The following is a 10,320-nucleotide window of genomic DNA, read 5'->3' on the forward strand; positions in this document are numbered from 1 at the left end:
CTTCAACAAGCTCAAGCACTTCCGCAGGTTCGCGACACGCTACGATCGACGCGCCAACCTCTATCTCGCATTCATCCACCTCGCCGCAATCGATCTATGGCTGCGTTGAATGTGGATTCGTCCTAGAGCGGCTATAAATAGGGCCGAATCGGTCATTCCAAATCCAGTAGACGTCAATCCTACCGCATTACTGTATGCAATATAAGGATCACGTTCAGAATTCTTTGATATCGATAAAATTCCAATAGGATTAAAAAAACTCCAGATATAGAGTATATTTTTGAATTTTGTGACATTTTTCTCTCCGGCTACCGATTCGACGAAGCGCTTATTTTATTAAAATAAGCATGCTCAATTAAGAATACCGAAAACAATACTAATAAGCAAACTCCTCCATACAATTGCAAAAAATTTTAAGTATGCCAATCCCAGATGCGTGTACGTGTCCGGTCACATTTATATAAAGCACAAATATAAATAAAGATATTATAGCTATAATAGTTATTATAGATATTATAACTCTTGTCTTTATACTGTAAATAATACTATCTTTTGATGAATTTAGTTTTGTTTCGATAAAAACATGAATATTATCAATACGTTTATTTATATATATAATAGAATATGTATATATAAAGATACAATATAAAACAAATATAATTGTTAGATTTGCGGTTGTCAATTGACCGTTCATGCCGTACAAATACACACCTATTGCAATAGGAGCAAATCCAGTCACAAATATATTTCCGATCGCAACAAACGGGTTTTGATCGTTATCAGCTTGCACGTTGCTCATCTAACTAAATATCCCAAACTGTCGAACTCGAACTTTTCTAAGCGCCCTTTGTACCAAAATCTTTCGGCAGTTAAGTCTTGGTCCCGGCTCGGTCGTGAAATCGTAGAATTTCGATTATTCCAAGCCACAAATCCAACGCAATTGTTGCACGCCCGCGCCCAACAAAATAACGTGTCATTTCTTTGTATTCGTCGTCATCGGCGTCACCTGTCCAATGCCCTCGCCGATGGCGAACGGCGCGGCGAATTTGAACGCCGCGAGATCGATCGTCTTGGCGACGCCGACCGAAACCGGCGCGTCCGAGCCGTTCCAGGGGCCGCAGGTCGACGCCGTCGGGAAGGCGCTCTGCGCCGACCGTATGCGCTCTTTCGTGAACGGCGCGCCAGCATATTCGAACACGGCGTTCGTTCGCGGCGCAAGCCCGTTCAGCGCGGCGGTCGGCGACGCCAGCTCGCCGATAGACCCATTTCGAGAATGAAAAGGAGCCCTTGCGGTTAATCTTCGGCGGGATGTTGGCCCAGGCCTTCCGCTGCGCCGCCTTGGCTCTGATGGCGTCGCTGTCATAGCCCTTGTCGGCCAGCAGGATATCGCCTTCGCCGAGGCAGTCCGTCAGCGCGTCGGCCTCGACGCAGTCGGCGACCTGGCCGCCAGTCAGGCGGAGGCTGACGGGCCGGCCTTCGGCGTCGACGAGCGCGTGGATCTTGCTGGTGAGCCCGCCGCGGGAACGTCCCATGCCGCCATCGTCATGAGCCCCTTTTTTCCCGTCGCCGCATGCTGGTGGACGCGGACGCAGGTCGAGTCGATCATCACGATGTCGCCGTCGTAAGCTTTGGAAACCGCTTCGAGAAGCTGGTCCCACACGCCGGCTTTGCGCCAGCGGACAAAGTGGTTGCAGCAGGTCGTCGACGGACCGTAGCGCTCCGCAATCTCCGCCCAGGGCGAGCCCGTCCGGAAGCGCCAGAGGACGCCGTTCAGCACCCGTCGATCATCGACCCGCGGCACGCCGCGCGGCTTGTTCGGCAACAACGGCGACAGAATCGACCATTCGTGATCGGTCAGACGCTCCGCCAAGACGGCGGGCGAGCATCGCCACGCCGGAGATCGCGAGCACGAGCATGGCGAGCGCGCCGATTCCCGCCACCGCCCGGCCCACGTCGCCGGCGAGGAAGGAGCGATGTAGATTTGTAAGGAAGCGCGAGGTTTCCGATACCTTATACGGGCCAAGGCCCGCGCCGGTCGCGGGATCGACCCGCTCGACGCCGTTCACGTCGCCGTCGGCGAAGGCGACGGTGATTGCCCCGTCCGCCCGCTGGCGAATGACCTCGACGCGCTGGTGGCGGGCGGCGACCGCGTCGGCGAGCGCCGCGACGCTGACCCCTTGAACAATCCCCGGCGCGGCGAGGCGGTTGAGCGCCGGCTCGATTGAAAGCGCCGCCCCCGTAAGGGCGACGACAGAGAGGCCGAGCGCCAACGCGACGCCCGGCAGCGCATGAAGACGACGAAGCATCGCTTCTCCAGTCGGGTCAGAAGGCGACGGAGAAAGACTTGACGTAGCCCTTGCCCGCGACGGGCTTGCCCAAGGCGGACGTTTCGAGCGGCGCGACGACCTCGGAGGGGTTGTCCATGCGGTCCTCGACCGCCGTGTCGATGTGGAGCTTGTAGCCCGCGTCGATCATGGCGTCGGCGATGTCGAGGCTGATCTTCAGCGTCTTTCCCGAGCCGATGCTGGCGCCGGTGATGCCGTCGATCTCGGCCGGCCGTCCCCCGGAGGCGCGCCACCAGTCGCTGAGGTGGCGGTAATATTTGGCCTTGCCGCCGGCCATCCAGAGCGTGCCCTTGTATTTGCCGGCGGCGTCAGTGACCCAGAGAACGACATAGGCGCCATTGCCGCCGTAGGTCTTAAGCGTGGTTTCAAAGGTGACCTGGCGCGCCTCGGCGAAGGTCGGCGCCAGCGCGGCGGTTGCGGCGAGCACAGGCAGGATGAATTTCATCGGTCTATTCCTGGAATAGAGAGTCAATCAGGCTCAGCGCGCGGTCACTGGACCTCGACCTTGGGCCGGGCCTTGCTATTGAAGAGGTCGTTGTCGGGCAGAGGCGCGTTCGGATCGGCCGGGCCGGTCTGTGGGATCGCGCCCCGGCCGCCGCCCTCGTCGTCATCATCGTCGTCGTCCTCTTCTTGATGTTGGCGCGCGTGATGCTCGCGCCCGCGCCCTTCTTCCGCGAGGCGGAGCGGACGTCCTTCGGCGCCAGACGCTTCGGGGCCGCGGCGCCTTTCGTGGCGATGGCCTTCGAGGAAATCGAGGTCGGCCGCCGCCAGCGCGACGCCGATAGCGGCGGTTGAAAGAAGGAGGGCCGCGCCGATCAGCATGGGTTTCTTCATGGAACGTCTCCGGTTGCATTGACCGGGACACCCTCGCGCCCGCGCCTGACGGCAACCTGAATCGGGCTCGGATTTGCGTTCAGCTTCCTGTCAGGCTCGTGGCGTGGGCGTGGCGAAGCGTACTGTGGCTCTGAAGCCGTCAGCCTCGCCCGGGATCGGCGAGGCAAGGTCGAGGGCAAAGCCCGCGCCGCGGCAGATGGTGGAGGCGATGGCGAGCCCGAGGCCCGATCCTTCCGAGCGCGTGGGGCCGCGCTCGAATGGACCGGTGAGGCGCTGCAGCTGTTCGCTCGGCACGACGGCGCCGTGATTTGAGACCTCGAATCGGCCCTCGCCAAGCAGCACCGAGATGGGCGCGTCAGGCGCACCGTGCTTCAGCGCGTTCTCGATCAGATTGCGGGCGAGGATCGCAAAGGCGTCCGAATCGAGATCCGAGAGCGGGCCGCCGTCTGGCGGGATCGAAACGGCGAGCGCCTCGCCGCAACCGATCTGGCGGTCGATCTCATGGATCACATGGCGCAGCACCGGGCCGAGCGGCGCCGGGGTCTCGGCAATGAGCCCCCCGCCTTCGGCCTTGGCGAGCTGCAGCAGTTTCTCGGATAGGCGGGAGAGGCGCCGTAGGGCGGCTGCGACGGAGCGGGCGCGCTCGGCGGGCGGGCCATCCGACAGCTCGGCAAGGAGGCGTTGGGTCTGGGCGAGCGCGGCGGCGATCGGCGTTCTGAGCTCATGGGCGCTGTTGGCGGTGAAGCTGCGCTCGGCCTCGAGCGCGCCGCGCAATCGCTCGATGAGGCCGTTGACCGACGCGGCGGCGGGCGCGATCTCGTCCGGCAGCCCTTGCGTGGCGACGGGCGCGAGATTGCCACGCCCGCGCGATTCGATGGCGCGGCGAAAGGCGACGAGCGGCTTCAGGGCAAGGCGCACCGAGAGCCAGGCCGCAATGAGCGCGAGGGGCGCCAGGGCGATGAGGGGCCAGATCAGCGCGACCGCGGCGTGCCTGACCGCCGCTTGGCGATGATCAAGCTCCTCAGCCGTGGTCACGAAAATCGTGCCTCTGACGGCCGCCTCGGTATAGGCGCGCAGCCGCTCCGTCGTGTGGAAGCCGGGCGAAAGCCCGCGCGGGATCTTCATCAGATCGGCGTCGCTCGACTGGAGCAGTTCGCGGCCCTCGGCGTCGCGAACCACATAGGCGATATATTCACGATGCGGGCCGATCGGCGCCATATGCTGGGTCGCCCCTACAGCGTTGCGCGACAGGAGCTCGGCATAGGCGAGCGGCAGCACCCGCTGCGCGACCTCCTGCAGGGCGCTGTCAAACATTTCGTCGATCTCGTGGCGCAGAGCGAGCCCCGCGACCGTGGCGGCGGCGAGCCACAGCGCTGTGACCGCAACGGCAACGCCGAGCCCGAGACGCCGGCGCAGACTCCATCGCCGGGATAGGCGGGCGCCGCTCACGCGGAGCCGCCTGGCGAGCCGAGACGATAGCCCATGCCGCGCAAGGTCTCGATCACTCCCGCGCCGAGCTTCTTGCGCAGGCGGGCGATATAGACCTCGATGGTGTTGCTCTCGACCTCGGAGTCGAAGGAATAGAGTCGCTCCTCGAGCTGCGGCTTCGACATCAGCTGATGTGGACGCTGGACGAAGGCTTCGAACAGCGACCATTCGCGCGCTGTCAGAGGCACGAGTTTCCCGCCGCGCCGGACCGAGCGGGCGGCGAGATCGACGTCGAGATCGCCGATTGAGACGAGCGGATTGGGATTGCCGCTATAACGCCGCCCGACGGCGCGGATGCGAGCGGAAAGCTCGAAGAGATCGAAGGGCTTCACGAGATAGTCGTCGGCGCCGGCGTCGAGCGCCGCAATGCGGTCGGAGATCTGGTCGCGCGCGGTGAGCACAATCACCGGCGTCGCGTCGCCCGCGACGCGTCGGCGCTTCAAAAAGTCGAGCCCGCGCCCGTCGGGCAGCATCAGATCAAGCAGCACGAGCTCAAAGACCGCGGAATGAATGGCCTCGCCCGCTTCGTCGAGGCGCTTCACCCAATCGACCGAATGGCCGTCCGCGATGATTTGGTCGCGTACAGCCATTCCGAGGACCGGATCGTCTTCAACGAGCAGAATCCGCATGTGTCGCCTTGGCGGGTTTCGTGCGAAAAAAGCGCGGCGGAGAGGCGGATGGGACGGAAAAATTCCTGCGCCATTCAGGCGGGCTTCAGTACCGCGTGTTTTTTCCGGTTGTCGGGCTTCGCGAAGGAGGAGGATTTGGCGAGAAGCGCATGGATTGCGGCGATCCTGTTCCTCGCCGCGGCTTTCGGTCCGGCTCCGGTCGTCGCTGATCAACAGTGCAAGGCGCCGCTGGCGGACTGGCAGCCGCGTGAGACGCTCCAGAAAAAGCTCGAGGCCGAAGGTTGGACCGTGCTTTCGATCCATTTGGACGATGGCTGCTACAAGGTCCAGGCGACCAACGACCGCGGCGAGCGCCTCCACGCAAAGTACGACCCGGCGAGCCTTGAGCGCCTGCAGCGACATGAGCAGGATGATGACTGACGTCGGCGAAGCCATCCGTTCGATGATCGTTTCTTTATGCGCACGGTAGGTGTCGATCCATGCGCATAAAGCTAGGCGGTCGACTCATAAGCTTTGACACCAGAGTTTTGCGGCGACGAGCTTGACGGCTGCGAGGAAATTTTCGGGGCGTTTGTCATAGCGCGTGGCGACGCCACGGAACTATTTGATCTTGTTAAAAAACCTCTCGATGAGGTTGTGCTGCCGGTAGACCCAGCTCGAGAATGAGAAAGAGCCTTTGCGATTGGCCTTCGGCGGGATGTTGGTCCAAGCCTTCCGTTGCGCCGCCTTGGTTCTAATGGCGTCGCTGTCATAGCCCTTGTCGGCGAGCAGGATGGCGCCTTCGCCGACCATCGCGGCCATCTTGGAGAGGTGCGTCGACGTCTGATGAATCTGGATAGCGCATTATTTCTATGCTAAACTGCACCAATAGTATGATTTAGCCATTCTGGGAAACTGAAGCGTGAGCACAATCCGCAAGACCATCACTCTGACCGATCAGCAGGACGCCTGGATCAAAGCGCAGATCGACGCGGGCCATTACACCAACGACAGTGAATGCATCCGCAACCTTATCCGGCGTGAGCAGGAGCGCGGCGCCGACATCGACGCCATTCGGAAAGCTCTGATTGACGGTGAGAACAGCGGCGAACCACAGCCCTTCGATCCGGCGGCGTTCAAACGAAGAATGAAACTGGCGCATGGCTGAATATCGTCTTTCGCCAGCCGCGGAGCGCGATCTCGAGCATATCGTCACCTACACGCGCGACCAATGGGGAGCAGACCAGGCGAGCCGTTACATGGACAGACTGTTTGCCGCTTTCGACGAGCTGGCGCGCGCTCCAAAATCGGCGCCCGCATGCGACCACATCCGCCCCGGCTACCGCCGGCGCGGCGTCGAGCGCCATGTGATCTATTTCCGCGTCATGCCTTACGGCGTCGCGATCGTTCGTATCCTGCACGAACACATGGACGCCGGTCGACACATCGAGTCGGGAGACTGTCCATGATAGTGGACGGAAAATTTTCACGCCGAAGTCGTGTCGAGGCAATGTGGTCGACAATTTTCCCAAGAGACGAAATGCGGAGATGCAAGCGCGCGGAGGCGATCGCGCGAACGCTGTCCAAGCATTTTTCAGAACGGCAGGGAGATCTGGCGACGTCTCACTCCCGCACCGGCGTTCGCGCATCGGCGCCAATGGCTTCCATGACGGCGGCGAGTTCGCCGATCAGTTCCTGATGGTAGCTGTTCAGATATGCCACGATGGCGGCGTTGCGGAGAAGGCGGGCAACGAATCCTTTCGCGACCACAAGCACCAGAAGCGTCTCGCCGAGTATATCCTCAACGGCCTTGTAGTCTTGGTAGAGCCTTTCCATCTGCCGCTCCATTCGCGGGATATCTTCAGGCGTGGCGTCAAGCTGGCGAGGCTTCCTCGCTTCGACCAGCGTGTCCGGCCGCGACGCGGCAAGGATCATCTTCGCATAGGGCGCGTTGAGGCGGCTGGCGGAAATCATCATCTCGGCCGCCTCGATCTGGCGCAGCGGTTTCATCTTGCGAAGGATAGCGAACACGCCGCGACTGACCATACGATCCTTCAGCAGTTCGACAGCCTCGGGCGCTATGCCGTCGAGCAGACGCTCACGCTCGCGGATAGGCTCGACATTGACGCTGAGCGTCTGCGCAATCCGCTCAGAGGGCACGCCCTTGCGGATCGCCTGCAGGATCATCTTGTGCTCCTGAATCGCGCTGAGGCGATTGATCTGTCGATTGTAGGTGAAGCCTTCATCATCCGTCGCGACAAGGCACACCGCGTCTTTCGCTCCAAGCGCCTTCAATGCTTCCAGTCGGAGATGTCCGTCCAGCAGGATGTAGCCGCGCCCGCCGGCGCCGGGAGGCTCTGGATACACGGCGAGCGGCTCGATGACGGCGAGCTCCTGGATGGAGGACAGAATTGTCCGGAACTTCGGCGTATCGCGTATGTCCTTCGCCAGGTTGCGGGTCGGCAGGATGTTGTCTATGGCGACCTGGATCGTCGCCTTTTGAAAGGCATATCGCGTCATGGGAGCGCCTTTCCGCCGATCCTGTCCGCGAGCGGCTTGGGTATGTCGCCGACGCTTTCCGCCCGCAGAAGGGTTCTGAAATGCTCATCCGCCAACATACGCCTGAGCGCTGTCACGACGAACAGAAGGCGCTGCTCGGCAACCTCCGACTTGCGGACGACGAGTTGCTGCCGACGCGCCTCCGCTTGAAAGGTCTGCGCCAGCTTGCTCGCGGTGAGCGGCTGGCCACCTTTGCGTTTCCATGATCCATAGGCCTTGCCGAGCGCCCGACGCCGGTCGATCAGCCGGCGGACTTTGAGAAGCTGCTCGCCGCGCAGGAGGCCGGTCTCATAGGCCTCCATCATGGCGATCCGCACCTCGCCTTCGCCCGCCTTCGCAATATCCGAGGCGAGCGTGACCGGCAGCCAGCCTTTCTCGACGGCGCCGATCAGGCGCTCCTCGCCAGCTTTCAAGAGTTGCATGATACAGGAGATGTAGCCGGCGTCGAGACCGGTCTTGCGGGCAATCTCGGCCGAGCCGTAGCCGCGATCCTCGAGCGCTCGCACGGCCGTGAGTAGATCGCGATTGGTATGCTTGCGGCGCGCCAGGTTCTCCACGAGGCTCATCAGATAGACCTCGGCGTCGGACGCCTGCACGATCAGGGCAGGGATGTGGGTCTCGCCCAGCGCCTTGAAGGCTTCCAGACGACCCTGGCCGCAGATGAGATCATATCTCGATTCGTTTCCGTCGCGCCGCGCTTCAGCGACGGTGATTGGCCGTTTCAAACCAATGGTCGCGATGCTTTCGACGATTCCAGCAAAAGTCCTCTGGTTCCTTTCGCGCGGATTGACGATGCGTATACTCTCGATCAAGATTGACCGGGTGTCCTGCACGCCACCGACATGGTGGGGAACGTCTTCCTTCCGCTGCGCGGCCATTACGCCATCTCCGCCAGTGGCGCACGACGCATCAACTCGTAGAGCGCTTCGAGAGTCGCAAAACGATAGGTGTCGAGGCCCGCTTCGTTCCGATCGGCGAGGCGAAGCCGCGCCGCCATGCCGCCAAGGGATGGCAGGAGGTAGTAGTCTCGAGCCGCTTGCTCGCCCGGCTCCATGCGCACGGCGATGGTGATGTCCGGCCGCGCCGGACCATCGAGACGAATCAGCCATCGGAGCGATCCCGCAACCGTCTGTGTGCAGCGGCACAGCAGCAGCGCGGCGGTTACCTCGCTGTTGATGGTCGTGATCCCCGTGTCCCGATCAATGACGACGGATGCGCCTGCCGCCCGCAAGGCCTTCAGCACTTCGTCGACCATCTGCGGGTAGCGTTGTCGGAGCCGACGGTTGCTTTCCACATAGGCGAAGTCGCGATCCGGTGAGTATCCGACCAGCGAATAGGTCCGCAACAAGCTGCCGAAGCGGCTGCGATAGGCGCTGCTTGACGGGCATCCGGGCGTCTCGTCGATTATCAGGCCTGAGAGATAACCGTGCTCGGCGAGTAGCCGTCGGAGCACGTCGAGCATGGCGGCGTCGGAGAGTCTTGCAGACCGACCGTGGATGATCGCCTGCGCCGCGTCGAACAGAAGACGATCGACGGTGGCTGGAAAGGCGCCCTCCGAGCGAATCCACATAGAAGGTTCATTGCGGATCCGCTTCTGCTTCAGCTTGAACGAGCCACGGTTCCACACATTATTACCAATATACTTCTCGTTGATCAGGATCTGATGAACCGTTCCTCGGCTCCAAAGCTTGCCGAGATCCGTGAGAACGCCCTCCGCATTGAGCATGGCGGCGATCTCGCCTTCGTTGCGGCCGTCCTCGACGAAGCTCTGATAAATCCGCCGCACCACCTCGACCTCGACCTGCGGACCGGGCACGAGAATCACACGGTCGGTCTGGATGCTCTTGCGCTCGAAGCGTCCGAGCAGCGCCTTGCTGCGGCCGAACTCGTCCACGAGTTGTCGCCTTAGGCCGAAGCCGGCTGGGCCGCCTTGACGAAAGCCTTTCTCGATCAACCGGCACTGACCGGCGAAGACCTTGACGGACAGCTCACGACTATATTCGCCGGCCATCTTGCGCTTCAGCATCTTCTGGATGTCGGAGCCGAGGCTGCCGTCATTCTCGAACGGCTCGGCGCAATATTCGACACGCACCCCAGCGCGTCGACACTGATATTCGTAATAAGCGCTCTCGTCTGCATCCTGAAAGCGCCCCCAGCGACTGACGTCATAGACGAGCACGATCTCGAAATCGGCCTGACCGCTGGTCACATCGGCGATCAACCGTCTCAGCCCACCCCGTCCGTCAATGTTAAGCCCGCTCTTCCCCTCGTCGGCGTAGGTCCGGACGATGGCGTAGTTGCGCTGTGCGGCGTAGCTCCGGATAGCGTCGGCTTGGTTCTCGGTCGAATAGCGCTGATGCTCGGTCGACATCCGCACATACTTGGCGGCGCGGACCTCCGACAATTCGGGAATGCTCTCATCATACGGCGTCGTCATCACCCGTTACTGCCATCTTGGCGGCATTCGAAGAAAATCCGCCAGTTGT

The 10,320-nt window shown here is 61.4% G+C and carries 12 protein-coding genes and 3 pseudogenes; 4 read left to right on the forward strand and 11 right to left on the reverse strand.

Translation table 11 applies throughout. The features are described 5' to 3' along the window. A pseudogene (locus ACE3OG_RS15745) lies at nt 1–109 on the forward strand (IS5/IS1182 family transposase); the annotation flags it as partial. Between the two features lie 267 nt (nt 110–376). Here ACE3OG_RS15745 and ACE3OG_RS15750 read toward each other — a convergent pair. The 7 genes and pseudogenes from ACE3OG_RS15750 to ACE3OG_RS15780 form a co-directional block, all read right to left on the reverse strand. Beyond that, nucleotides 377–799 (reverse strand): hypothetical protein, encoded by a 423-nt coding sequence (locus tag ACE3OG_RS15750; RefSeq protein ID WP_374310354.1) that lies wholly within the window; start codon nt 797–799, stop codon nt 377–379. Nucleotides 800–1,232: 433 nt separating this feature from the next. Continuing rightward, a pseudogene (locus ACE3OG_RS15755) lies at nt 1,233–1,870 on the reverse strand (IS5 family transposase); the annotation flags it as partial. After that, nucleotides 1,785–2,306 carry a PepSY domain-containing protein gene (locus tag ACE3OG_RS15760; protein WP_374310356.1) on the reverse strand — a complete coding sequence of 174 codons (522 nt, stop codon included), beginning with the start codon at nt 2,304–2,306 and terminating at the stop codon, nt 1,785–1,787. The pseudogene ACE3OG_RS15755 and the gene ACE3OG_RS15760, both read right to left, overlap by 86 nt. 16 nt (nt 2,307–2,322) lie before the next feature. Continuing rightward, nucleotides 2,323–2,790, reverse strand: a complete 468-nt coding sequence (locus ACE3OG_RS15765; RefSeq protein ID WP_374310358.1) for a DUF2271 domain-containing protein — start codon at nt 2,788–2,790, stop codon at nt 2,323–2,325. Between the two features lie 44 nt (nt 2,791–2,834). Further along, nucleotides 2,835–3,167, reverse strand: coding sequence for a hypothetical protein (locus ACE3OG_RS15770; RefSeq protein WP_374310360.1), 333 nt, complete (start codon nt 3,165–3,167; stop codon nt 2,835–2,837). A 102-nt stretch (nt 3,168–3,269) separates the two neighbouring features. Then, on the reverse strand, nt 3,270–4,628 hold the full coding sequence (locus ACE3OG_RS15775) for a sensor histidine kinase (protein WP_374310362.1): 1,359 nt from the start codon (nt 4,626–4,628) through the stop codon (nt 3,270–3,272). After that, nucleotides 4,625–5,257 carry a response regulator transcription factor gene (locus ACE3OG_RS15780; protein WP_374310364.1) on the reverse strand — a complete coding sequence of 211 codons (633 nt, stop codon included), beginning with the start codon at nt 5,255–5,257 and terminating at the stop codon, nt 4,625–4,627. The genes ACE3OG_RS15775 and ACE3OG_RS15780 overlap by 4 nt, the downstream gene beginning before the upstream one ends. On the opposite strand from ACE3OG_RS15780, the gene ACE3OG_RS15785 reads away from it, so the two are divergent. Then, complete coding sequence (locus tag ACE3OG_RS15785; RefSeq protein WP_374310366.1) at nt 5,174–5,716, forward strand: PepSY domain-containing protein; 543 nt, start codon at nt 5,174–5,176, stop codon at nt 5,714–5,716. The two genes, ACE3OG_RS15780 and ACE3OG_RS15785, sit on opposite strands and share 84 nt — an antisense overlap. An 84-nt stretch (nt 5,717–5,800) precedes the next feature. On the opposite strand, the pseudogene ACE3OG_RS15790 reads toward ACE3OG_RS15785, so the two are convergent. Continuing rightward, nucleotides 5,801–6,085, reverse strand: a pseudogene (locus tag ACE3OG_RS15790) (transposase); the annotation flags it as partial. 112 nt (nt 6,086–6,197) lie between these two features. Between ACE3OG_RS15790 and ACE3OG_RS15795 the strand changes: the two are divergent. Together ACE3OG_RS15795 and ACE3OG_RS15800 are read left to right on the forward strand one after the other, a co-directional pair. Further along, entirely contained in the window at nt 6,198–6,443 is a 246-nt protein-coding gene (locus tag ACE3OG_RS15795) for a type II toxin-antitoxin system ParD family antitoxin (RefSeq protein WP_374310368.1), read from the forward strand. Continuing rightward, nucleotides 6,436–6,744 carry a type II toxin-antitoxin system RelE/ParE family toxin gene (locus ACE3OG_RS15800; protein ID WP_374310370.1) on the forward strand — a complete coding sequence of 103 codons (309 nt, stop codon included), beginning with the start codon at nt 6,436–6,438 and terminating at the stop codon, nt 6,742–6,744. Before ACE3OG_RS15795 ends, ACE3OG_RS15800 begins: the two co-directional genes overlap by 8 nt. 154 nt (nt 6,745–6,898) lie before the next feature. Here the strand turns inward: ACE3OG_RS15800 and ACE3OG_RS15805 are convergent, their stop codons facing one another. From ACE3OG_RS15805 to ACE3OG_RS15815, 3 genes are read right to left on the reverse strand one after another with little or no spacing between them, the layout of a single operon-like run. Next, complete coding sequence (locus ACE3OG_RS15805; RefSeq protein WP_374310372.1) at nt 6,899–7,795, reverse strand: plasmid partitioning protein RepB C-terminal domain-containing protein; 897 nt, start codon at nt 7,793–7,795, stop codon at nt 6,899–6,901. Next, complete coding sequence (locus ACE3OG_RS15810; RefSeq protein WP_374310374.1) at nt 7,792–8,712, reverse strand: plasmid partitioning protein RepB C-terminal domain-containing protein; 921 nt, start codon at nt 8,710–8,712, stop codon at nt 7,792–7,794. The genes ACE3OG_RS15805 and ACE3OG_RS15810 overlap by 4 nt, the downstream gene beginning before the upstream one ends. Next, nucleotides 8,712–10,271, reverse strand: coding sequence for a recombinase family protein (locus ACE3OG_RS15815; RefSeq protein WP_374310376.1), 1,560 nt, complete (start codon nt 10,269–10,271; stop codon nt 8,712–8,714). The genes ACE3OG_RS15810 and ACE3OG_RS15815 overlap by 1 nt, the downstream gene beginning before the upstream one ends. Between the last annotated feature and the right edge of the window lie 49 nt (nt 10,272–10,320).

It is taken from the genome of Methylocella sp. (assembly GCF_041905455.1).
In the GTDB taxonomy this organism is placed as follows: Bacteria; Pseudomonadota; Alphaproteobacteria; order Rhizobiales; family Beijerinckiaceae; genus Methylocapsa.

Coding starts and splice junctions, on each gene's coding strand:
- ACE3OG_RS15750 (WP_374310354.1), bottom strand. CDS start 799: ATGAGCAACGTGCAAGCTGATAACGATCAAAACCCGTTTGTTGCGATC.
- ACE3OG_RS15760 (WP_374310356.1), bottom strand. CDS start 2,306: ATGCTTCGTCGTCTTCATGCGCTGCCGGGCGTCGCGTTGGCGCTCGGC.
- ACE3OG_RS15765 (WP_374310358.1), bottom strand. CDS start 2,790: ATGAAATTCATCCTGCCTGTGCTCGCCGCAACCGCCGCGCTGGCGCCG.
- ACE3OG_RS15770 (WP_374310360.1), bottom strand. CDS start 3,167: ATGCTGATCGGCGCGGCCCTCCTTCTTTCAACCGCCGCTATCGGCGTC.
- ACE3OG_RS15785 (WP_374310366.1), top strand. CDS start 5,174: ATGAATGGCCTCGCCCGCTTCGTCGAGGCGCTTCACCCAATCGACCGA.
- ACE3OG_RS15780 (WP_374310364.1), bottom strand. CDS start 5,257: ATGGCTGTACGCGACCAAATCATCGCGGACGGCCATTCGGTCGATTGG.
- ACE3OG_RS15800 (WP_374310370.1), top strand. CDS start 6,436: ATGGCTGAATATCGTCTTTCGCCAGCCGCGGAGCGCGATCTCGAGCAT.
- ACE3OG_RS15805 (WP_374310372.1), bottom strand. CDS start 7,795: ATGACGCGATATGCCTTTCAAAAGGCGACGATCCAGGTCGCCATAGAC.
- ACE3OG_RS15810 (WP_374310374.1), bottom strand. CDS start 8,712: ATGGCCGCGCAGCGGAAGGAAGACGTTCCCCACCATGTCGGTGGCGTG.
- ACE3OG_RS15815 (WP_374310376.1), bottom strand. CDS start 10,271: ATGACGACGCCGTATGATGAGAGCATTCCCGAATTGTCGGAGGTCCGC.